General features: G+C 36.4%; 17 protein-coding genes. 5 read left to right on the plus strand and 12 right to left on the minus strand.

Annotated elements, in window-relative coordinates:
* The first annotated feature begins 116 nt into the window (after positions 1–116).
* Positions 117–1,085, plus strand: a complete 969-nt coding sequence (locus HNS38_RS16865; protein ID WP_172276465.1) for a glycosyltransferase family 9 protein — start codon at positions 117–119, stop codon at positions 1,083–1,085.
* Positions 1,086–1,138: 53 nt separating this feature from the next.
* Here HNS38_RS16865 and HNS38_RS16870 read toward each other — a convergent pair whose 3' ends face one another.
* From HNS38_RS16870 to HNS38_RS16890, 5 genes are all read right to left on the minus strand, one after another.
* A complete protein-coding gene (locus HNS38_RS16870; protein ID WP_172276467.1) occupies positions 1,139–1,573 on the minus strand; it encodes a hypothetical protein in 435 nt (144 codons plus the stop codon).
* 2 nt (positions 1,574–1,575) lie between these two features.
* Positions 1,576–2,157, minus strand: a complete 582-nt coding sequence (locus tag HNS38_RS16875) for an RNA polymerase sigma factor (protein ID WP_172346792.1) — start codon at positions 2,155–2,157, stop codon at positions 1,576–1,578.
* 599 nt (positions 2,158–2,756) lie between these two features.
* Complete coding sequence (locus HNS38_RS16880) at positions 2,757–3,134, minus strand: GxxExxY protein (protein ID WP_172276471.1); 378 nt, start codon at positions 3,132–3,134, stop codon at positions 2,757–2,759.
* A 348-nt stretch (positions 3,135–3,482) separates the two neighbouring features.
* Positions 3,483–4,196: an ABC transporter ATP-binding protein gene (locus HNS38_RS16885; protein ID WP_172276473.1), complete on the minus strand. Its 714-nt coding sequence runs from the start codon at positions 4,194–4,196 to the stop codon at positions 3,483–3,485.
* A 486-nt stretch (positions 4,197–4,682) separates the two neighbouring features.
* Positions 4,683–5,303 (minus strand): MarC family protein, encoded by a 621-nt coding sequence (locus HNS38_RS16890; RefSeq protein ID WP_172276475.1) that lies wholly within the window; start codon positions 5,301–5,303, stop codon positions 4,683–4,685.
* 137 nt (positions 5,304–5,440) lie between these two features.
* Here HNS38_RS16890 and HNS38_RS16895 point away from each other — a divergent pair, with 137 nt between their 5' ends.
* Together HNS38_RS16895 and HNS38_RS16900 are read left to right on the plus strand one after the other, a co-directional pair.
* On the plus strand, positions 5,441–6,478 hold the full coding sequence (locus HNS38_RS16895; RefSeq protein ID WP_172276477.1) for a rhodanese-related sulfurtransferase: 1,038 nt from the start codon (positions 5,441–5,443) through the stop codon (positions 6,476–6,478).
* Between the two features lie 264 nt (positions 6,479–6,742).
* The gene (locus tag HNS38_RS16900; RefSeq protein WP_172276479.1) at positions 6,743–7,948 is read left to right on the plus strand and encodes a C1 family peptidase; all 1,206 of its coding nucleotides are present in this window, start codon (positions 6,743–6,745) and stop codon (positions 7,946–7,948) included.
* A gap of 521 nt (positions 7,949–8,469) precedes the next feature.
* Here the strand turns inward: HNS38_RS16900 and HNS38_RS16905 are convergent.
* The 4 genes from HNS38_RS16905 to HNS38_RS16920 form a co-directional block, all read right to left on the minus strand.
* On the minus strand, positions 8,470–11,340 hold the full coding sequence (locus HNS38_RS16905) for an AsmA-like C-terminal region-containing protein (protein WP_172346793.1): 2,871 nt from the start codon (positions 11,338–11,340) through the stop codon (positions 8,470–8,472).
* Positions 11,341–11,501: 161 nt separating this feature from the next.
* Positions 11,502–12,173 carry a DNA alkylation repair protein gene (locus HNS38_RS16910; RefSeq protein WP_172276485.1) on the minus strand — a complete coding sequence of 224 codons (672 nt, stop codon included), beginning with the start codon at positions 12,171–12,173 and terminating at the stop codon, positions 11,502–11,504.
* Between the two features lie 8 nt (positions 12,174–12,181).
* A complete protein-coding gene (locus HNS38_RS16915; RefSeq protein ID WP_172346794.1) occupies positions 12,182–14,536 on the minus strand; it encodes a M1 family aminopeptidase in 2,355 nt (784 codons plus the stop codon).
* 268 nt (positions 14,537–14,804) lie between these two features.
* Positions 14,805–15,149 (minus strand): NifB/NifX family molybdenum-iron cluster-binding protein, encoded by a 345-nt coding sequence (locus HNS38_RS16920; RefSeq protein WP_172276491.1) that lies wholly within the window; start codon positions 15,147–15,149, stop codon positions 14,805–14,807.
* A gap of 411 nt (positions 15,150–15,560) precedes the next feature.
* On the opposite strand from HNS38_RS16920, the gene HNS38_RS16925 reads away from it, so the two are divergent.
* On the plus strand, positions 15,561–16,517 hold the full coding sequence (locus HNS38_RS16925; protein ID WP_172276494.1) for a glucosaminidase domain-containing protein: 957 nt from the start codon (positions 15,561–15,563) through the stop codon (positions 16,515–16,517).
* A gap of 224 nt (positions 16,518–16,741) precedes the next feature.
* Positions 16,742–18,550, plus strand: coding sequence for a hypothetical protein (locus HNS38_RS16930; RefSeq protein WP_216663762.1), 1,809 nt, complete (start codon positions 16,742–16,744; stop codon positions 18,548–18,550).
* A gap of 84 nt (positions 18,551–18,634) precedes the next feature.
* On the opposite strand, the gene HNS38_RS16935 is transcribed toward HNS38_RS16930, so the two are convergent.
* From HNS38_RS16935 to HNS38_RS16945, 3 genes are all read right to left on the minus strand, one after another.
* Positions 18,635–19,087, minus strand: coding sequence for a hypothetical protein (locus HNS38_RS16935; protein WP_172276497.1), 453 nt, complete (start codon positions 19,085–19,087; stop codon positions 18,635–18,637).
* Between the two features lie 236 nt (positions 19,088–19,323).
* Positions 19,324–21,282: a DNA primase gene (gene dnaG, locus HNS38_RS16940; RefSeq protein ID WP_216663763.1), complete on the minus strand. Its 1,959-nt coding sequence runs from the start codon at positions 21,280–21,282 to the stop codon at positions 19,324–19,326.
* A gap of 155 nt (positions 21,283–21,437) precedes the next feature.
* Positions 21,438–23,057: a dipeptidase gene (locus HNS38_RS16945; RefSeq protein WP_172276500.1), complete on the minus strand. Its 1,620-nt coding sequence runs from the start codon at positions 23,055–23,057 to the stop codon at positions 21,438–21,440.
* Between the last annotated feature and the right edge of the window lie 163 nt (positions 23,058–23,220).

The raw sequence follows: 23,220 nt of genomic DNA on the forward strand, positions 1-23,220 counted from the left end.
CAAAATTCAATTCAAATTAGCGGAAATTAGCGTTCCCCTACACAACAATCAAAATCCAATTTAAATTAGCGGAAATTAGCGTTCCCCTTTCCCTAAAACTTTCCTAAATTTGCCAAATGCAAAAGATTTTAATCATCAGGTTTAGTTCCATTGGCGATATTATACTTACTACTCCCTTGCTTCGTGCCATCAAAGCACAGAAACCCGATACTGAAATCCACTATATCACTAAAAAGGCCTATGCCGCTACTCTTGAGCATAATCCTCATATCGATAGATTATTTGTGCTAGAAGACAAGCTTTCTGATATCCTTCCTCAACTAAAAATAGAGCAATATGATTTTATTGTCGATTTGCATAAAAATTTGAGGAGCTTAAGAATTAAATCGTATTTAAAAAAGCCCACTTCTAGTTTCGATAAGCTCAATAGGCAAAAGTGGCTCTTGGTTAGATTCAAAAAAAACCGAATGCCCGATGTACATATTGTTCATCGCTATTTTGATACCTTAAATAAGATTGGAGTTACTAACGATCATAAAGGCTTAGAATATTATAGCGGACTTGAAGAACAGAAAAACATAAAGGGATTAGAGGAGTCTATTCAGAATAATTTTGCAGCTATCGTTATTGGAGGCACCTATTTCACCAAGCAAATTCCAGAAGAAAAGCTGAACGAGTTGATTAGTAAAATAAGTATTCCAGTAGTCCTACTAGGCGGGAAAGGTGATTTAGAAATAGCAGAAAAGGTTGCTCAAAAACATCCTCAAAAGGCATTTATTGCAGCCGGCAAAAGTAATCTCAACGAAAGTGCTGAAATCATTAGAAGAAGCCAATTTGTAGTTAGTAGCGATACCGGGCTTATGCATATTGCTGCAGCTTATCAAAAGAGAATATACTCAGTTTGGGGAAATACCGTTCCTGAATTTGGGATGTACCCATATATGCCTAAAAACCCAGAGCTATCTGTTATCTTGGAAGTAAAAAATCTATCTTGTCGACCTTGCAGCAAATTAGGATATAATAATTGCCCTAAGAAGCATTTCGATTGCATGATGAAACAGGATTTTTCTGTGATTGGAAATTAAGAAAGTAAGGCTGAGGATTTAAATCCTTGCAATAACTGAGAGAAGCTATTTAATTAAATGGGCAATTTCTTATAAAGCTTATGCAAACCATCCATGGTCTCGTCTCTACCTAGAATGATAAACAATCCAAGTCCAATAATAAGAAGCAAGGAAATAGTTGCAGAGCGATCAAATAATTGTGAAACATGCTGAGATATAAAGCTATTCGCATTTTCTAACATAAAAGCCAAGATGCTATTTTCTGGAATCCATACACTTAGGTAAGGCCAAATAAAATACATGATGACCAGGTTAATAATACCCACCAAGAAAAAGATAAACATGGTGAGGTTTTTCCCTACAAAACGTGAGGATTCTTCTACTACAACTTTTCCTGAAGGTATTTTAGCCATAATGGTTTTGGTAAAATCCTTTGAAGGAGTTTTTAAACCATCATTCTTAATTAAGGCTTTTAAAAATAAATCTTCTATATGTTCGTCCTGATTCATAACTACAAATTTACAATATTATCAATTACTTTTTCCATGGAATCCTTCATGCTGCAGTATAATTTCTTTCTAATCCTATGTAATTTCACCTTCACATTGGCTTGGCTTAAACCGGTAACTGTGCTGATGTCTTTTACAGAGGATTCTTCCAGATAAAACAGCTTTACAATCAAATAGTCATCATCAGAAAGGCTATCCATGGCCTCTTTTAATAATGCCTGTTGTTCTTCTGCATCTATCGACTCCAATTCTTCCTTCACCTCATCCACTGAATAATTGCTGATGGTGAAATCATCTAAAGCTTCTACTTCGAGTCTTCTTTTTCTGGTCTTCGAAATGGCTGCATTATATGCTATTCTGTACAACCATGTAGAAAAACGGGAATCCCCTCTAAAACCTTCTAGCTTCTCAAATACCTTTAAGAATACATCCTGAGCAATCTCTTCAGCATCCTCCGATTTCTTGACAATCTTTACAATGATAGTAAATACCATATCCTTATGCTTTTCAACCAAACTGGCGAAAGCGGAGGCATCTCCTTTTTTGATTTTCTCTATGTAAATATGGTCTTCTTGAAAGGTCATGATTTCATCTTCAATTATTATGACGGATAAATTGAACTTCGGTTACAAAATTCCGTAATTTTCATCATATGAATAGTTAAACCCTGTTAACATTAGTTTCATTTAGGTTAAAATATACATTCTTATTTAATTGCTTATTAATGATTTATGAATCTATTCTAATTAGGATGTGCCCAAGATACAATGTGAATAGACATCATTGCAAATATGGATTGTTATTATTTAAGAAGACTACGATTAAACCATGGTGCGTAATGGATAAGAAAAAAATGTAACCATGCTTATTGCAAGTAGCACCTTCAATAGGTAATTTCTCGCAAAGAACATGCAAAGTTTTTTCGCAAAGTGCGCATAAGGGCTTCCCATATTTCATCATTATTAAGCATTGATTATCTGCCTCTTGTACTTTTCTCTTAAGCTTCTTGGCGTAATTCCAACTTCGTGCAAATGACTATTACTTTGAGTTTAGGTTTCTCGCAAAGCGCGCATAAGGTTTTTTCTTACTTCCCTAAACCTTAAGTGTTTACCATCTGTTTTTTGAGGAATTCCCTTAGCGTTCTTGGCGTAATTTCAACTTCGCGTCTTTGCGTGAAATCAAACTACAAATTATTAACTACTCTATGAATTTCATTTTTCACATATTTTGTATTGAAATTAATCAGTAGTCCCAATTTTATTCCAGATAGCCTCAGGTAGGTAAGGGTTTGTGAATAATGAACAGGAGCGAGAGTATCAACTGATTTAATTTCTAGGATAATTTTGCTGTTAATCATTAGGTCCACTCTGTAGCCAATATTCTGCTTGATTTCTTTGTAAATAAATGGCATCGGAACTTGCTGTTTAACCTCGAATCCTAATTCCCTTAAGTCATATGCCAGTGCATTTTCATAAGCTGACTCCAATAATCCTGGGCCAATATTTTTATGCAACTCAATTACTGCTCCAATAACTTTATAGGATAATTCATTTTCTGTCATGATGTTAATTTTTGAGGGAATTCAAAGTTAATAAAAATGACTATTACTTTGGAGTTTAGGTTTCTCGCGAATAAAATGCCAAAAGTTTCACGCAAAGAAAATGCAAAGGTTTTTCGCAAAGTGCGCATAAGGGTTTTTCCTTACCTCCCTAAACCTTAATTGTTTATCATGTATTTTTTGAGGAATTCCCTTAGCGTTCTTGGCCTAATTTCAACTTCGCGTCTTGGCGTGAAACTATATAAACTTCAATATCATACAAAGAAAATAAAAAGAAATACAAGGGTATAAACTTAGAACTTTAAAAAAGCCCACAACTGTTCACTATTGGCTGTTAACTGTAACTACTAACTAAACCTTCTGAAGCAAGCGCTTAATATTAGGATTCTTCTTGTCAGAAAAAATTTCTCCATCTTTCAATCGAATGATACGGTGGGCATGTTGGGCAATATCCTCCTCGTGAGTAACCACAATTACGGTGTTACCTTGATCGTGAATCTCTTCAAAAAGGGCCATAATCTCCACTGATGTTTTAGAATCTAAGTTTCCAGTGGGCTCATCAGCAAGAATAATAGCAGGTTTGTTTACCAATGCCCGTGCCACAGCCACCCTCTGTCTTTGTCCACCTGAAAGTTCATTGGGTTTATGATCCATTCTGTCGGCTAACTGAACATTATCTAATGTTTCTGTTGCCATTTCGGTGCGTTGTTTTTTGTTATAACCCGCATAAATCAATGGCAGCATCACATTCTCTAATGCCGAAGAACGTGGTAAAAGATTAAATGTCTGGAAAACGAAACCAATTTGACGGTTACGGATATCTGCCAAAGCATTATCATCAAGTTTACTTACATCATCACCAGCTAAAAAATACTCCCCACGGGTTGGCGTATCTAAACAGCCCAGAATATTCATTAATGTGGACTTACCAGAACCCGAAGGCCCCATCAAAGCAACATATTCGTTTTTCTTAATATCAAGGCTGATGGTCCTTATGGCTTTCACCAATTGTGTTCCTACTTGATAGTGTTTTGCAATGTCTCGTATCTTAATGACTTGGTCCATGGGTATAATTTTCTAATTGAATCAAAAGTATAAAAATTAGGCTTAGCTCTAGTTGCAATTAACATTTCTAAAGACTTTTTGTTTCTTTAGTTCGCATTATAAGATAGCCTTAACTATTTTTCAGGTTTATGACGCAGTAAACTGATAAAGATTACAACCTTATTTAGTATTCGTCTATAAAGTCCAATTTCGTCGTTATTGCTCAAAATCCAAATCCTCAAATACGCTAGTATTCTGTGGTTTTGATTTTTCACACGCCTAGAACTTGAACTTTATAGTTCAAACACTCGACTTTATGGGCAGGCTCTATTTAGTCAATTCATTTTTAATATCCTTATAAGATTAGCATTATTGTAGAGGCTTTAAGGAAAGCATCAAGAATGAGGCTTTCGAACAATTTAAACCAAGAGTCCCGATAGAAATCATCGGGATGACTGATTTAAATGGTGAGGATAACGCTGTTATTGTGTTTTCCAATTGCCATCATTATCCCAAAGTTAGGATTTGGAAGTAAATATCGATGCCATGAAGAACAGAACTCACTGCTACAGATGCTAAAATCAATCCCATCACCCGGCTTATAATACTTGCACCACTATCGCCTATATACTTATGTATTTTACTGGCTCCCAGCATAAATAGTAATACAAGAGCCAAAACTCCAAGCATAGCAGCTGAAGATTGTGCTTGCTCCCATAAACTAAACCTGCTGTTTTCAGTTAGTAAAACAGCTGCTAACATGGCTCCAGGACTAGCAATAGAAGGCATGGCTAAAGGATATACGGCGGTCTCGCTTACACTGCTTATCATTTCTTTCTCCTCTTCGGGTTTTCCTTTACCAAATATCATGGTCATGGCAAATATAAAAAGTACAATTCCTCCAGCTATTTGAAATGCAGACAGTGGAATATTGATGGCATTTAGTATTAATTCACCTACCGCAATAAAGAATAATAGAACAATAGCTGAAATTAGAACAGCTTTTAGAGCAATCTTCCTCTTCTGCTTTTCATTATAACCTGTTGTAACTGCAATAAAAACAGGAATGGTTCCAATGGGATCTATCACAGCAAAGAAGAATACAAAAGTGGCTAGAAATTCATCCATTTTACTGATTTTGAGTTATCAATGCTAAAATAATCAAATTTAGGCTAAATCTAGTTTTTCACATTTTATTAATAAATAATACGAAGGGAATCAGCAATCATAAGCCTAAATTTGCGCCCACCTAAAAAATCTAGAACATGCCTTTACATAATACCATCAACCGTGAAGTGTTGAAAGAACAACTCATGCAAGAAACCTTCAAAAGAAAAACGATTTCCTTTTATCGATATTTCTATTTAGACCATCCTCAAGAATTTCGTGATGAAATATATAAAGAATGGAACAACTTTAATTGCTTGGGTAGGATTTATGTAGCCAGAGAAGGTATTAATGCACAAATGAGTGTGCCTGAACACTATTTTGAGGCTTTTATGGAAAGCTTAAAAAAACATGAGATTTTCAAGGAAATCCCCATTAAATATGCCGTAGAAGATGATGGTAAATCGTTCTATAAATTAACCATAAAAGTTCGACCAAAACTAGTGGCGGATGGATTGAAAGATGGCGATTTTGATGTGACAAATGTGGGGAAGCACCTTTCTGGAGTAGAGTTTCACGAGCAATTAGGAAAAGAAAACACAGTGGTTGTGGATATGAGGAATCTCTATGAAAGCGAAATAGGCAGGTTTGAAAATGCCATTTGTCCCGAAGCAGACACATTTAGAGAGGAATTGGAAATTGCAGTAGATTTATTGAAAGAGCAAAAAGATAAAAAAGTACTATTATATTGTACCGGAGGAATCCGCTGTGAAAAAGCCAGTGCTTATTTAAAGCATCATGGTTTTAATGATGTAAACCAATTGCTTGGCGGTGTTCTGGAGTATGTGAGACAGATTAAGCCTTTGGGTTTAAAATCAAAATTTATGGGCAAAAACTTTGTGTTTGATGCCCGCATGGCTGAAGATGTAAACGGACAAGTATTGGCTTCTTGCCATCAATGTGGAACGGCTTTCGATACCCATAAAAACTGCGCCAACGATTCTTGTCATCTCTTGTTTATCCAGTGTCCTTCATGTGCCGAGCAGTATGGAAATTGCTGTTCAGATGAATGTAAAGAAGAAAATCATCTTCGTTCCATCGATCCGGTTGCGCATCCCATTATTACGAAAAGTGGTAGGAGGTACCGAAAGAGCTTAACTATGTCGAAATTAAGAAAAGAAGAACCAGTAGTATAAATGTTTGTCCACGGATTTCACGAATTCTCACTGATTGGATATATTATACAATATAGCTATTTTCCTAATTGCCATTTTTTGTGGTTTTTGTGCCTTCTTTGAGTTTTTTGTGTAATAACCAATTTTTTCTTTTCTAAAGACTATAGAGATTCATATTTGCTCATCATTCTAAATAAGGAGACAATTCTAAACCATAGTCTATTAGACATAAAATAATTTCTAAATTTGATGTTTAATTATAATCAGATATCAAATTATATAGAGATGAAAAAAGGAAGCATTTTTCTATTGGCCCTAGTATTGACATTGCCAGTATTAGCAAAGAAGAAGGATAAAAAAGAAGAGGACAAAAAAGCCTACGAATTCACTATTATCAACGAAGTTCCAACTTCTGCCGTAAAAAATCAATATCGTTCTGGAACATGTTGGAGTTTTGGAGGTACGGCCTTCTTAGAAACAGAATTGATACGATTAGGAAAAGGAGAAGTAGATTTATCTGAGATGTTTGTGGTCAGAAATGCCTACAGTCAAAAAGCCATAAACACCGTTCGCTGGCATGGTAACCTCAACTTTGGAGGAGGAGGTAATTTCCACGATGTCACTTGGGTTTTTGCCAATCACGGAGCCATCACAGAAGATGCTTATGCTGGTCTTGAATATGGTGAAGAAAAACACGTTCATGGTGAATTAGATGCTTTGTTAGATGCCTATGTAAGTACAGTCATTATGAATAAGAACCGAAAACTAAGTGCTGCTTGGCACAATGGTTTCGATGGCATTTTAGATGCTTATTTAGGTGAAGTTCCTGAAACATTTTCTGAGGATGGTAAAGAATTTACAACCCAATCTTATGCTGATGAATTAGGTTTAAATATGGATGATTATGTGGAAATCACTTCTTTTAATCACCACCCATTTTATGAGACTTTTATTTTAGAAATCCCCGACAACTGGATGTTGGCTGAGTATTATAACCTTCCTTTAGACGAAATGATAGAAGTGATAGAAAGTGCCTTAATGAATGGTTATTCAGTAGCATGGGATGCTGATGTTAGTGAAAAAGGCTTTAGTTGGAAGAATGGAGTAGCCATTATTCCTGATGCTGAGAAGCCTGAGTTAGCTGGTATGGAAAGTGAGAAATGGGAAGAGTTGGACGAGAAGGAAAAGAGCGAAAAACTCTATAGTTTTGATGTGCCAGTGGCTGAAAAAGTAATCACTCAAGCATTAAGACAAGAGGCTTTTGATAATTATAAAACCAAAGACGATCACTTGATGCTTCTTACAGCTGTTGCCAAAGACCAAAGAGGAGAAACTTTCTATAAAGTAAAAAATAGCTGGAGCGAAAAAGGAAGTCCTTATGAAGGTTTTTTCTTTGCCTCAACGCCTTATATGCAATCAAAAACTATCAGTATTATGATTCATAAGGATGCTATTCCTGCTGCTATTAAGAGTAAACTTGGGATTAAGTAGGTTTCTGTCTACGAATTTTCACTAATTTGGCTAATTATCGCGAATTTCCCAGCTCAATCAGAATTGTATTCAGGTTCCATATATGACTAGGCTCAAAGCTTGGAAATCATTTCCAAGTCAGCATAAAAGTGCTTACCTTATTCTTAGCGGCGGAAATCATTTCCGCCTGAGCAGTTTGCTTATTTTGTATTCGAGCTCAACCGAAATTGTACTCCAATTATATATACGACTTAAATTTATGGCCCAAAGTATCAACCACTTTGAGAATCTCTGTGCTTCCTTTGTGCAACTCTGTGCCATAGCTTCTCTGCAGATATGCTTCTTGTATAAGAGAGCTTAATTTCAACAACAGAAAAATATCTCAACCAGCAGATGTTTTTAAGGGATCAAAGCCTCGTAGAGGATTGAGGCCCTGATATCAATTAAAGATTCAATAGTTAGTTACCACTCAAACGGAATTTTTTTCGATTGTCCAAACGTTTTAAGGCTCCGAAAGCATTTCCAAGCCAGCACATTTAGGTTTACACCTTCTCAGCCTTAACAATTAAGGCATCACCTTGCTTTTTAGCTGTTACTTTTAGAGCATCAGATTGTTTCTTAGCTACGTTTACTCCTTTGTCGGCTTGTGCAGCAGCTTCCTTTTTAAAGTTTTCTGCGGTTTTATCCGCTTCGGCTTTTAGCTTGTCTGCAGCTGTTTTTGCTATAAGTTTTTTCATGGTATCATCACCAGCTTCTTTGATTAATGCATCTGCCTGTTTGTAAGTCTCAGCTTTAGCTATATCTGCTTGTTTGTTGGCTTCTGCTTTGGCTTGACTGGCTACTTTCTGGGCTTCTGAGATTAACTTCTTCCCTTGCTTGTCAGCTTCAGCCATGAGTTGAGCAGCTTGCTTTTTCGCCTCGTCAATAGCCTGCTTCTTGGCTTTATCTTTTTCTTGCTTTAGCTTAAGTTCTGCTTGTTTCTTTAAATCATCAGCCATATTTGAAGCTGAATTCTTTAAATCTAAACCTACTTTAGGTTGACTTAATGTTCCTCCAATTAAGGCTTTGAATTTGATGGTTTCAGGAGTCTGAACATCCAAACCTAATTTCCCTGCTTCAGCAAATAATTGAGAGGCCACAGCATTGGCCTGTGAACCTAATTCTGAACTTGGAATGTTGAAATCCATATAATAGTCAATGTTTTGATTGATATTCTGGGATCCGCCAATGGTCATTTTTGATTTCCCAAATTTGGTGTCGAAAGGCTTCAGATCAATATTTCCATTGGTCATGGTATAAGTCAAATCCATATTATCTAGCGAGAGTTGATTGAACTTGTCCGACTTGATTAAACTCCCCACCTGCTTAAATAGCTCTGCATTTTTTATGGCCAAACTATTAGATTGAAGTCTACCTTTGCTGTTTACTGTCCCCAAATCAGGTTCCATATATTGTAGGAGGATTCCATCGATATTCATTTTTGCAGAAATATTTCCTTCCATGTTTTTAGCAATAGGCGCTATTTTCTGAATGGTATTGAAAGTCTCAAAGGTCTCTTTTACATTGAAATTTACAGCATCCATATCGAAATCGAAGCTGGGCTTTTCTAAATCCTGACTCGAATATTGCCCGTTCATCTTTAAACTACCATCCAGCATATTCATGTTTAGATCATCCAAGCTAGCTATACCGTCTTTTAATTGAAGGCCTCCTCTAATATTTTTAATCTCCATATTGTCGTATTGAAGCTCATCAATTTCAGTGTTTAGAGTAAAATCTATGTTTTTAGGGATTTCTATCACCGCTAATTCCTCGCTCTCTTCCTCCGAATTGCTCTCTAATTCATCCGTTTCTTCACCCATCAAATCTGCCATATTCAGTTTGTTGGAAGTAAAACTGAAATCTCCTTTTAGCAGTTCATCTTTGAAATAAAAAGCCAAGAAGTTCTCTATTTTACCTTTCATATTCATATCGCTTTCACCTATTTCAGCTTTAAAATGATCTAGATTCACAAATTGAGGAGAGATGATGGCTTTGGCACTTTTTATATGAATACCCTGAGGTAAATCAGTATCTTTATAGTTTAGGTTTTGAATAGCAATATTTCCTACCGCATAAAAGTCTTCATAATCTTCATTTTCTATGGATGACATTTTTCCCTTCATTTCCATATTGGCTTTAATGGTTCCGGACATATTCATATCCTCAGAAGGAAGTAAATCCTTCATCTTTCCTAAGTCTATTGTTCCATTTATCTTTCCATCAATACTTGGATCACTCACAGGCGTTTTGACCAACATATTCATATCGAAAGGATTTCCAGCCATATCCATATGGAATGTCTTTAGATTGATAATCGTATGATCTTCTATTCCATCTGCATTATCAATAGCTAAATCCATAGAGATATTCTCTACTTTAGATGGAAGGTCAGGATATTGGAACATGGCCTCTTTCACTAATAAATTCAGGTTAAAAGCTGGCAATTGATTCTCATTATAGATTCCTTTTACTTTTCCTTTTAATGATAGTTGACCAGCTGTTTTTAAATCCTGAAAATCGGTCATATATACCGCAGGAACTAAAGAGAGGATGTTTTTAAAAGCTGTTTGCTTAGCATCAAAAACTATGTCGACGATAATGTCATCACTTGGCATTTCCACAGAACCATCGAAACCCAATTCCAGTTCATTAACCTTGAGGATGTTTTCTTTGAAAGTATATTTTGATTTTACTAAGTCGGTTTCTAAATCAGCAATGAGTTCCATTTTGGCCTTCTTTAAATAGGAAAGTCCCTCCATTTTAAGGCTCATAGCATCAATGGTGGATTTGGTGGATAGAGTGGTATAGTCCGACGAAAGGTCGCCGCTAAGATTAAAGTTCAAGTTCTCCATTTTGGTGAATAAATCCATGCTTTGATCTTCATATATGATTTCGGCACCAATAATGCTAAAATTACGCAAGGATAAAACCATTGCCGGTTCCGAATCGTTTGAAGTTTCCTCTTCTACTGTTTCCTCTTCCAAAGCAATATCCCAATTGGCTTTACCATCTTCTAAAACTTTGGTATAAACTTGAGGATGCTTGAAGATAATCGATTTAATTTCTATAGGGTCGTTTAAAATGCTTAAAAGACCAAGGTCTAATCGGAACTGCTTAATATAGGCCAAAGTATCTCCTTCAAAATGGTCGACTCCAATTACAGAAATCTCATTCATCTTAAAACTCAAATCTGGAAAAGAAGTGATTAGACTTAATTTAACCTCCTCAAAATTGACTCTTGCATTCACATTCTTATTGATTTCTTGTTTGGCAATCTTTGTAATCTTTCCTTGGAAAGCCATGGGAAGAATAATCAATATAGCTAGAATAAAAACGATAATGATAAGAAACCACTTGATGAATTTTTTCATTGGAAATTTTTTTTTGGTATGATGGGGTAAAGATAGAAAACTAAAAACTTTTTCGGTTAAAATATTAGCTATTAAACCTCCTTTTTAGTTTTAAGGGTTAATATTTTATCTATAATAGGGATTCATTCTTATTTGGGGAAGGCAGCCCTTTGCCTCCACTTCTAGCCCAAATGCTTCAAAGCCTCTCTAACACTTAGATTACTCAGCTCCGTTTTTGCCACAAAATCTTTTACTACATCGGGATAGAACTTGCCAGCTTGACGGAGGCTCCAGCCTATGGCTTTTCTGATGAAGAAATCTTTATGCTCAGCCAACATTTCACAGTAATTAAAAAGCAGAGGTAAATCTGTTTCGGTTTTGTATCGCAATTGAAATATTAAGGCAGTTCTTTGCAACCAAAGCTCATTGGATTGCACATATCGAAGTGTGTTTTCTTTAATGAGTTCCGGGTTTTGTTGGAGGAGTCTACCCAGCAGATTAGGTGCTATAGCATCTACCGAATCCCACCAAGAACGATGCAGAATCATCCACTCGTATAGCTCTAATCGCTCAATCTTTGGCTTTTTTTCTTTCTCAATAATATCTAGGCAGGCATAATGCAATTCACGATAGGGATTGTCCCAACAAAGACGAACAAATTCATCTAAACCCTCCTCCGAAATTCTTCCTAATTCCTTAATAAATGCAGAAACTACTGCTCTCCGAGCTACAGATTTTATACCATAGAATTCGAAATGGTTTTTCATATACTTCTTCATTGGAATGGCATTGGCTTCAATAGCAATGGCTTCCAAACGAGCATCCAATTCCTGATAGTATTTATAGGCATCCATAGAACATACTATTGTATGATAATCTTTTGCTGAGAAAGCTCTATTCCATTTTTGTTAATCAGACGAACCAGATAGCTCCCTTTTGGCATTCTTCTTCCATCCCATTTTGCGGATTCTTGATGGGCTTGAATAAAAACAGAATCTACTTGCTTTCCACTTTGGTCAAAAATTAAAAGACTACCCTCTTCTGGCATCATCAACTCAAAAAAGACTCTGCCATTAGATGGATTTGGATAGCTTTGAAGGTAATCTTCGGGTCTTATGACTATTTCTTCTTTAATACTCACAAATTCCTCTGCCCAAAGCGCTAGTGTATATTGTCCTTTCTGAATATTTGGAACATAGATATATCCTGCAAATGGACTTCCTGTTCTTTCAAAAGGAATGCCATGCCAATGGGAGGAGGCATCTGGACGGAATAATATCACCAAACTATCAAAAACATCATTGATAAGGGTATGATCGAGTTTACTGGTCATAGAGTAGCGAAAGATTCCGGTTGCTTGAAAATTATTTGGGACTATCCCATCAATCTCATAATAACGATAATCAGAAAAAGTAAGACCTTCCTGAGGGTTTTCTGGAGTATCGGGTGCTACCCAATGGTGAGAAACCTGAATTAGAGCTGAATCGCTGATATCTTCCACTTCTAACTTGAAATAGGAATCCTCGAAATTATATTCTCCAGTTTCCTTTATGATTTTAGTTTCGTCGCTGGTGGCATCACAAAAGTTCTCATGCAAATCCACCATGGCAACAATGGGTTCAAAAGGTATAGTGAAGGTTTGAGAACCTGTTTCTCCATCAAATTCCATTCTCACATCAAATTGCTCCCAATCGTTATTCATCAGAGTGATGTCTACTTTATTAGAATTAGCAAACACCTCTTTCCCTTTCAGCTTTTGGCGGGCATATATGGTATACTCATCTCCAGAAATATGCTGAATTGAGTCGATAACAAAAGTGGAGAAACCCGGAGTAAACACATAGGCTTCAAAGAAATATGCCATATCAATGCCGGTAAAGTCGGTGAGGAAGTCTCTCATATTCTCGGAAGAGGCATAATCATATGCATAGGCGCTTAAATAGGCTTTTATGGCAGGAAAGAAAACCTCATCAGTTAAATAACCTCTTAAGCTCTGAACCACGGTTGCCCCTTTGTCATAAACCGTGCTTCCATATGTAAGATCGTGAGAAATGCCATATAAAGCCAGATAGTCACCATCTTTAAAATGTGTGTTTCTGAGTACTTCTTTATGATGGTATCTCATTTCCGCTTTATAAGTTTCAATATCATAAACCTGCTCCATATAGAATAATGCAGAGAAAGTAGCCCAACCTTCGTTTAACCACATGTCGAGGGCACTGGCACAAGTCACTTGATCGCCAAACCACATATGTGATAATTCGTGGGTATATAATCCTTCGTATCCTAAGGTTCCATCAATAGCAAAATTAGGATATGCAATATTTGTAGCATGTTCCATGGCTCCTATTGAGGTGCCCACATATCCAACTCGTTCGAATGGATAAGCTCCAAAGTTTTCTTCAAAATAGGCCAAAATTTCTTTGAGGTTAATAAAGCTGGCTTCTACCGAACTAGCATTCGCCGGACGCGCATATATTTTAATTGGGATATCACCATCAATGCCTTCGTAAATATCTTCATGAATCACATAATCACCCACTGCCACAGAAGCCAAATAGGTTGGAATAGTTTCTGCTAAATGCCAATGATAACTTTTGGTTCCATCTCCATGATCTATCACTTCTTGCAATAAACCACCAGCCACCGCTTTTAAAGGGTCGTCGACCCTAACCGTCACATCATAAACTGCTCTATCATGAAAATCGTCAATACAAGGAAACCAAGATTTCCCGAGGTTATGAGGTTCTATATCAAATCCAACACCAAGATTATAAGCATATTGATTGTCAATGTAAAAACCTCCCCAGCTTTCGTGAAAGGGTGTGCCATGGTAACTAATGCTGAGCTCGGCCAAGTCATCTGCCATCAGCAAATCATCTAAATTTATGATTAATCTTTTTCCAACTTGCTCAAAATTATCTGTTTGGACTCCACCTACTTTTACTTCATCCACTATCAGGTTCATCAGTTCCAACGGGATAATGGCTAAATCATCTACTTTAGATTTAATTGAAATATCAGTTCTGGCATATAATTCATCGGTATCCCAAAGGATGGAATCGATAAATATATGATAGGATTGTACATCCAAGCTGTCACTCAAACTGCTTTTCTCGAAAGATACTCGGTGATTACAATTTTGGTGATTTTGAGCTAAAGTAAAGGAAGAGACAAACAAGCTGCTAATCAATAAAAGAAGGAAACGATTTTTCATGTGTTTTGAATTGATATTTGAAGCATCAAATATACTGGAAAATCGAAAACTCCTGGTGTTGTTATTTTTTAGGTTTTGCTTTTTGGAGGAAAAGCACAAAATCTTCTGTTGTATTACTCTCTTTTACTACTTCTTAAAGCAATAATATCAAGCGCCTGCTATTATTGCTTAGAAAGCTACAAACGGGAGTATAGAGCTACTTGCATTTATCAAATATTGAAGTCATAATAATACTCGTTTGGAAGTTGCTTTTGCTACAAAAGATGAATTATAACCTCTTATGTCCAACCATGTTTAAGGTAAAAAGAGTGATGGCTTCTTTTAAATCTTCTTCATTAGTTTTATAGATAGGCATATTGGCATCCCAAAGTTCGGCACGAAGAAGTTCACCTGTTGCCTTCACCAAGAGCGCATCACAGTCTTTTAATAATTCAAGTAGTGCTTTATGCTTATGTTCTTCGCTATGGGAATCACCATCTGATTGAAATGGATTATTACGAAACTCAATGAATTCGTAGCTACCTTCTACAATCTCACAAATAGCAAATTCTTTTGTTTTTCCAGTTTTTGAAAAAACAGTCTTTTTATCTGATGTAGGTATTGCAATCTTCATTCTTAATCTCCTTTTTTAATTGGGGCTTGCGAATTTAGTAAAATTTCTCATTCCTTTCTTATCTAATAGCTTAGTTGATACAGATTTGAAACTGTAATGGCTTCCATTTCTCTTAAAATTTGTTAAGCTGATGAAAAATCAAGCAAAATAAATGGGGGGGGGGGGGGGGAGATTAGGAAGACAGGTGTTTGGTATAATTAGGATTAGACTAGTATAAAAAGTCAAATTTTATTTGAAATTTGACCTGATGAAATCAGGGCTTTAGACTGAATATGTCTTTCATTAAGCCTTCACTTTTTAACATTACTCTTTTTAAAACTTCTGCAAATCACCCTTCAATACAATTTAATATTGGTTTTCTTTGTTTAGATAGAACAATTATATCATTACATCAAAAACAGCTTTCATAATATGAATAAGATTATTAGCCTTTTAGTCCTGAGTTTTGCAGTATTCAACCTATCTGCACAAACCAACACCGTAAGAAAAGACTATATTGAAAAATACAAAGCAACTGCTGTGAAAAAGATGTTGGAGCATGGAATTCCTGCAAGTATCACCTTAGCCCAAGGAATATTAGAATCAGGATCTGGAAAAAGCGACTTAGCAAGTATTGCCAATAATCACTTTGGCATAAAATGCCATAAAGGATGGACCGGTGATAGCTTTATCATGGACGATGATAAAAAGAATGAATGTTTCAGAAAATACAAAACTGCTGCCGAATCTTTTGAAGATCATTCCCAGTTTCTAATGACTCGCAGTCGTTATGCTTTTCTCTTCGAATACAAAGTAACAGATTATAAAAAATGGGCTCATGGTTTAAAAAAGGCTGGCTATGCTACCAATCCAAAATATGCGCATCTGCTTATTAAAGTCATTGAAGACAACGAATTGTATCAGTACGACAAGATAAAGAGTATGAAGGAGCTTGGAGTAAAAGAAGAAAAGCCCACTAATGTAAAACCACCAAAAGAGGATATTGTTGTTGTCGCTGAACCCACCGATTTCAAACCAGTATCAGTAAGTGATAATCAAAGACTCATCTACGAAAACGAAGGTGTTCGTTATGTAAAAGCAATGAAAGACGACAGCTTTGAAAGCATTGCAGCTGAATTTGGAATATACACTTGGCAAGTCAGGAAATATAATGATGCCACTAAAAAGACCAGACTAAGTTCAGGTGACTTTATATATATTGAAAAGAAAAATTCCAAAGCTAGAATTAAGTTTCATATCGTACAAAGAGGTGAAACCTTAAGGGAAATCTGCCAGAAATATGCCGTTAGGATGAAAAAAGTAAAAAAGATGAATGGCATTAAAAATGAAGATGCTCTACCAGAAGGAGGCCGTTTAAAACTTCGTTAAGTCCTTATGATTATCATTCCTTTAGGTAAGTATTTTGGTGTTGATGAGAGCAAATTGGCTCTATTGAATCATCACCCAAAAAGCATATCGTATAATACTCCATGAATAACTTTGTCACATCCATACTTTTTTTAGACTTTTTTTCTGTTAAAGTCTAATAATATCCTTGTGACTAATCGTTTTTAAAGTACTTTTACCGAATATTTAAAGCGAAAATTCGAAAAATGAATCAAAGAAAACACACATTCCATATTCCTGTGATGGGAATAGGTTTTACCATAGACTCTCCAGCTAGGGTGGCTCATTTAGGAATTGACTCTACTATTTCATTGGTTGACGATATGTTAGTCGAGAAAATGAGAAAATTTTACAGCGAGAAATTTGAGCTTCCTTACCAAGAAATTACCCATAAAATTGATGATTTTCGTGCCAAGAGAATCACCTCATATCTCAATTTGATGAAAGAAATTGCAGAATCGAAACTCGAAGAGTTCAAAACTGCAACACAAGACAAAAGGGAAGAAATAAAAGAATATTTCCATTTATTACCAGATAGCTCAGAACTAAAAAAAGAATTCCAACAAAAAGTTGAAAATTTCAACTTAAACGATGTGAAATCTTGGATTAGAGACCACCTGAGCATTGGAAATGTAGACGTAAATATCATGACTAAGGTAGACAAGCATAATTATAAAAATGGGGAGCAGTTACCTGTTGAATTTAATGATGCCCATGCAGCTTTAAGAGGTTTTGCTAAAAGCAATCTCAACTCTTCTATCGTTCTTTCAGCTGGTATGAATCCTCGATTATATAATTATATGGATCAGTTCGACGATTTCTATCCTAATGAGGATGGTGAAATGAAGAAGCAGATCATACTAAAGGTTTCTGACTATCGTTCGGCATTAATCCAGGGAAAATATTTAGCTAAAAAAGGTCTTTGGGTTTCTGAATACAGAGTAGAATCTGGATTAAATTGTGGAGGTCATGCTTTTGCCACTGAAGGCCACTTAATGGGACCAGTTTTAGAGGAATTCAAAACCAATAAGGAAGCATTAGTTCAACAAGTGTGGGCTTTACTCGAAAAGGCATTAACAGCTAAGAATCGTCCTGTCCCTACTGAGGTATTACCGCTACGTATGTCGGCACAAGGCGGTGTTGGGACTGCAGAAGAGCATTCTTTCTTACTTGATCATTTCGAAGTGGATTCTGTAGGTTGGGGTTCTCCATTTTTATTGGTTCCTGAAGTAACTTCTGTGGATAATGCCACTCGCAAACAATTAGCAGATGCTAGAGAGAAAGACCTATATTTAAGTGGGATTTCTCCTTTAGGAGTCCCATTTAATAGTTTGAGAGGAAATACTAAAGATATTGAAAAGCAAGCTCGTATAGATATGGGAAAACCAGGTAGTCTTTGTCCCAAGAAATATGTAGAACTCAATTATGAGTTTACTGAAAAAGGGCTCTGTACTGCTTCTTATCGCTATCAACGTCTGAAGATTAAAGAGCTTGATGATTTAGAATTACCTGAAGCAGATCGACAATATAAGTATAATAAGATTGTAGAAAAATCTTGCGTTTGTGTGGGCTTAGGAACTGCTGCTTTAATATCAAAAGGATTGGACACTAAGGTGGAAGGACCTGGTGTTTCGGTTTGTCCTGGACCTAATATAGCCTATTACGAAAAGGAAATTACTTTAAAAGAAATGGTAGGCCATATTTATGGCAGAAATAATGTGATAAAACGCAATGACCGTCCTCATATGTTTGTTAAAGAATTACACCTATATATAGATCATCTAAGAGGAAAGATTGACGAAGTAAAAACAGATCTTTCTAAGAAGCAGGAAAAGAGTTTAACCACTTTCAATGAAAATTTAAAAGAAGGTGTTAATTATTATCAAAATTTGTTTAGTGAAATGAAACATGCTTTTGAAGATACTAAACAGCAAATTGCTTATGATTTAGAAGAAAGCAAACAAAAACTTCACGATTTTAGTATAGAAATTAGAAAGAAATTCTCAGAAGCCTAAAGCTAGAGAATTATGAATATAGGAGCCCATTTTGAAATTAAATATTTTGGAAAGGGCTTTTTTATTGCCATGAGAAGCGCACTTTTAATTATAAATATGCAAAGTCTTGCCATCGTAGGAAGTACGATATTGCTTCAGAGGTTTCACCGATGGACCAGTCACATTTGAACCATCGAGAATGAGGTATTGAGATTCGCAACAACTGTCTTTTATAATGATTCCATCAGGTTCAACATTCAGTCTAGCACAGCCATTTTCATCGCAACAGGCATCAGGATCGTGAGGGCAAGTGCGCTCAAAGGCTACAAAGTCATTCACGCTTATTCTGTATACAATCAGTCCTCTACTTGGGTAATTTGCCGTAATATATTCAGAACCACCAACAGTATTCAAATTAATATATAAGGTTGAGTTGGGCTCAATATAAATATTAACCACTGCTAATGGTAGTGGATCGTCTTCCTTTTTGCATTGCGAGAATATAAGGCCAAATAGGACGATTCCAAGTAGGAAAAGATATATAAGTTTATTTTTCATTATTGCTTTGAAACGCAAATGTATTATAAATATTGCGACGAAAGGGAAAGAGCAGGAAACGGGAATCTTAAAATTGCTTAAAAGGACTGAGAGCGAGGTTCAATGTTTAAAGTTCAAAGTTAAACTTGTAGATTTTGTTTTTAGAATGAATTGGGGAAATGATGAGCTGAAGAGCCAGAGAACTTGGGAAACCATATCCCTCATCGGTCATCCGATATCCGACTCCAACCTAGTTCTTAACGAAGAACAATACGCCCTAGATCACCACTAAGTCTTTTTTTATGACTTTCTTTTTTACTCAAAAGGCTCAGTATCTTCATCAACTCTTCATCCTCTTTTACTCCCTTCAACTTGTTCTGCAGTTCTTTTATTTCTTGTTCTACAATGCTTAATTTAAAGGACCGAACGGATGTCATCACACTTAAACCCAAGAGGTCGACCTCCTCCGATTTCACATAGATTTGTTTCTTTTCCATCCAGTTTTCTGAAAGCTCATATTTATCCATGGAGATATCTATACAGAAATTAGCAATCTGCTGATTGGGATGGTTGGTAAAAAAACTATGCTCTTTAAATTCTTCCTCCTCTAAACATTGGTCGAAAATTTCATAAATGCTTTTATAGAGCGGATTTTCAAACTCCAAGTTATCTAAGGCCATTTGATCGATAATATACGCTGCCACATTTACCTCAATATCCTCTTCCCCTTTTTTACGAAATGTAAAATCGAGGTGACCAAATTTTAATAAAAGTCGAGCTAGATTTTCCTCCTGATAAGCAAATCTGCTGAGCAAACGTTTATCAGGGCTTTCCATTCTATTTACCTGAGGAGTCTTCTGGTGAGGCTCAGGATAACTAGATTTAGTCTCTTGTTTAAACTTTTTAGCAAGGAGCTTATTCAACTCGTTCAACAAGGTTTGCTCTGGCATTTCGAGTAAGCTAGAGCATTCCCTCACATAAACCTGTCGGGTAATGGCATCCGGGATAATAGAAATGGTTTGAACAATTTCTTTAATCAGGCCAGCCCTTTTTATGGGGTCAGTTTTAGCCTCCTCCGAAAGTAAATTGGTTTTAAAACTAATAAAGTCTTGAGCTTCATTAGTGATATACTCCTTGACTTCAGAAGAACGGTGGGAGCGCGCAAAGCTATCGGGATCTTCTCCTTCAGGGAACATCACCACTCTCACATTCATGCCTTCAGACAGAATCATATCGATACCTCTCAAGCCCGCTTTAATACCAGCAAAGTCACCATCATATAAAACGGTAATATTATTGGTAAATCGCTTAATCAGCTTGATCTGATCTTGGGTAAGCGCGGTACCAGAACTGGCCACTACATTCTCTACTCCCGCATCAAACATGGAAATCACATCGGTATAACCCTCCACCAAGAAACAATTATCGGCTTTAACCATTTCGTTTCTAGAGAAATAAATGCCATAAAGAACCTTGCTTTTATGATAAAGATCCGACTCAGGAGAGTTTAAATATTTGGCTTGTTTTTTATCATTGCTAAGGGTTCTTCCTCCAAATCCGATAACTTGTCCTGTGAGGTTATGAATAGGAAACATCACACGACCTTTAAAGCGATCGAATCGTTTTTTGTCATCACGAACGATGGTTAACCCAGTCTTTTGTAGTAATTCCAATTCATGTGCATTTTTAATAGCATAGTCGCTAAAAGCTGTCCATTCGTCGGGGCTATATCCCACCTGGAATTTCTTGATCATCTGAGTACTCATACCCCTTCCGGTGAGGTAATTAAGCCCAACTGATTTCCCAATCTCTGTTTCCCAAAGCTGATTTACAAAATACTTGGAAGCAAAATCCACTGCTTGCAACATGCTTTCTCGCTCATTATAATGGGCGATTTGCTCTGCGGTTTGCTCTTCTTCTTCTACTTCGATGGAGTATTTATTGGCCAAGTATTTTAAGGCCTCGGGATAGGTCTTATGCTCATGCTCCATGATGAAGCTCACCGGACTTCCTGCTTTTCCACAGCCAAAACATTTAAAGATGCCTTTGGCCGGACTTACTGTAAATGATGGTGTTTTCTCATTATGAAAAGGACAATTCCCTAACATATTGACCCCTCGTTTTTTCAGTTGTACGAAGTCGCCAACTACTTCTTCAATTCGAGCAGCATCAATAATGGTTTGTATGGTTTCTTGTGGAATCATGAGTGCTGGCAAAGTTATTTATTTTTGGAATGGAAAAATGAAATTAGATTATTTCCATAGAAATATTTGAGCATAGAATCTAAAAAAGCAATGGTCTTCTATATGTTTGTAGAGGTTTTTTACCACCAAAGGCATGAAGAGCAACACCAAGTAAAAATAAGAAAGAATTAAAACGGGTTATCCACTTGTCTACCTTTTCTATTCCATTCTGGAACCAAATGCTTTTCTGGATTTTGTTCTATGATATTTTTCCTCCATTCATCTGGATAACCTGGACTTTGCATGTGCTCTCCTACTGATTTTATATAGCCATCATTATATTTGGCAATGAGCATATATCCCAGTTCATTCCATCTTTTAAGGATTAAATCGGCTCTTTCATTCACATAGTTGTGTAAGACCTTGTCTTTGTCTTCTAAGTTTTCTTGGAGCAATCTTTTAGCCAAATATTCTTGTTCAGAAATAAACTGGTCTTCCAGTTCATTTTGAACTTTCTGAATATCCTGAATCATATAGGAATATTTCAAATTGGCATAATTACTAACGAAGTTCATGGTCCACCACATGGAGGAGGGATCGTAGTGGCGAATATCTCCTTTACGATAAGATTCAGGCACCGAATCTAGGCTCATATAGAGGGGGAGATAACAAGTAAAATAAGTGTCATCGAAACCAAACCATAGGGTACTCATCGCTTCAAAGGTTCGTTCTCTACATTGAGCAATAAATGAGAAACAAGTATTATAAGTTGAAATTGGACGTTCCCATGAATAAGCCTTACCATCATCCTCTTCCCAACTCAATGGTCGCCATCTTTGGGGTGTACCAAAAGGCCCAGCTTCAGGTCCTTTGGTCATATCTATTGCTGTACCCTCATAATGATCACGAACCAATCTCATCACATCCTTAACACTCAACTTTTCTTCAGGGAAAATCCACAGTGGATATCTTTCGGCTCCCTCCACTCCTCTGTGATAATCGGAGGAAAAATTCTGCTCTGGGGCAGCCCTTCTAAATAGACTCCAAACTCTACTTTCACAATAACGCAATCTGTCAGGCGATATCGGATTATAAGCCAAGTTAAAAGCAAAAGGATTCCCGCTATTCGGATCATAGAATCCCTTTTCTATGGCAAATGAAATCACATTTTTACTATAGATACAATTTTCAGGATCATCCAGCGGGAAAGTTCCAATCCGAGCTTTATTAGCGTGGGCAGAAATGGCACCATCAGGGATTTTCATGGCCACCCAATTCGCTCCTGGTTTTCCATCTCCTGTTCCTATCATTTCTAAAATCCAGGCTTCATTGGGATCTATGATGGAAAAACTTTCTCCTTCGCTCCCATAACCATATTCTTCCACCAAAGAAGTAATCACCTCTATGGCTTCTCTCGCGGTTTTTGAACGGTCTAAAGCAAGGCTCATCAAATGCCAATACTTGAGAGGAAGGTTTTTATTCCAAAGCTCTTCTCTTCCAGTAAAAGTAGTTTCTCCAATGGCCACATCATACTCATTCATATGAAAGCCGAGTTTTTTATAGGTCTCCAATGGTTGGGGGATATCGAGAAACTTTTCTGTTCTAGGGAATTTGAATTGAATAACCTCCTCTGATTCGTGCTTCTGGTGGGGAAACATTTTTAGGTGATAAAGCCATTCTCCATCGTTTGTATACACCATCATGGTGGAACCATCGGTACTAGCTCCTTTGGTGACAATTAAATTGGTACAACTGTAGGAAATGAAACTGAATAGTATGAAAAGGAAGGTGAGTGTATATTTGATCATAATCAGAGATTTTTTGCTAAAGTATATAAAAATGGTTACTAATCAGATAATGTCAATTTACTGTAGTTGCCCATGATAAATGGTTTTTTTGTTTTGCCCCTTCCCCATGCTACTCTTTATACACATTTTCCTCCCTCAAAAAGCACCAAAAAAAGTTTATTAA

The sequence above is a fragment of the Lentimicrobium sp. L6 genome (genome assembly GCF_013166655.1).
In the GTDB taxonomy this organism is placed as follows: Bacteria; Bacteroidota; Bacteroidia; order Bacteroidales; family UBA12170; genus UBA12170.

What these genes read in the sequence shown, in the direction of transcription:
- HNS38_RS16945 (WP_172276500.1), bottom strand. Translation starts at nt 23,057, where the DNA reads ATGATCAAATATACACTCACCTTCCTTTTCATACTATTCAGTTTCATT.
- HNS38_RS16910 (WP_172276485.1), bottom strand. Translation starts at nt 12,173, where the DNA reads ATGGATGCCTATAAATACTATCAGGAATTGGATGCTCGTTTGGAAGCC.
- HNS38_RS16925 (WP_172276494.1), top strand. Translation starts at nt 15,561, where the DNA reads ATGAATAAGATTATTAGCCTTTTAGTCCTGAGTTTTGCAGTATTCAAC.
- HNS38_RS16875 (WP_172346792.1), bottom strand. Translation starts at nt 2,157, where the DNA reads ATGACCTTTCAAGAAGACCATATTTACATAGAGAAAATCAAAAAAGGA.
- HNS38_RS16920 (WP_172276491.1), bottom strand. Translation starts at nt 15,149, where the DNA reads ATGAAGATTGCAATACCTACATCAGATAAAAAGACTGTTTTTTCAAAA.
- HNS38_RS16935 (WP_172276497.1), bottom strand. Translation starts at nt 19,087, where the DNA reads ATGAAAAATAAACTTATATATCTTTTCCTACTTGGAATCGTCCTATTT.
- HNS38_RS16865 (WP_172276465.1), top strand. Translation starts at nt 117, where the DNA reads ATGCAAAAGATTTTAATCATCAGGTTTAGTTCCATTGGCGATATTATA.
- HNS38_RS16930 (WP_216663762.1), top strand. Translation starts at nt 16,742, where the DNA reads ATGAATCAAAGAAAACACACATTCCATATTCCTGTGATGGGAATAGGT.
- HNS38_RS16900 (WP_172276479.1), top strand. Translation starts at nt 6,743, where the DNA reads ATGAAAAAAGGAAGCATTTTTCTATTGGCCCTAGTATTGACATTGCCA.
- HNS38_RS16880 (WP_172276471.1), bottom strand. Translation starts at nt 3,134, where the DNA reads ATGACAGAAAATGAATTATCCTATAAAGTTATTGGAGCAGTAATTGAG.
- HNS38_RS16885 (WP_172276473.1), bottom strand. Translation starts at nt 4,196, where the DNA reads ATGGACCAAGTCATTAAGATACGAGACATTGCAAAACACTATCAAGTA.
- HNS38_RS16895 (WP_172276477.1), top strand. Translation starts at nt 5,441, where the DNA reads ATGCCTTTACATAATACCATCAACCGTGAAGTGTTGAAAGAACAACTC.
- HNS38_RS16870 (WP_172276467.1), bottom strand. Translation starts at nt 1,573, where the DNA reads ATGAATCAGGACGAACATATAGAAGATTTATTTTTAAAAGCCTTAATT.
- HNS38_RS16915 (WP_172346794.1), bottom strand. Translation starts at nt 14,536, where the DNA reads ATGAAAAATCGTTTCCTTCTTTTATTGATTAGCAGCTTGTTTGTCTCT.
- HNS38_RS16905 (WP_172346793.1), bottom strand. Translation starts at nt 11,340, where the DNA reads ATGAAAAAATTCATCAAGTGGTTTCTTATCATTATCGTTTTTATTCTA.
- HNS38_RS16890 (WP_172276475.1), bottom strand. Translation starts at nt 5,303, where the DNA reads ATGGATGAATTTCTAGCCACTTTTGTATTCTTCTTTGCTGTGATAGAT.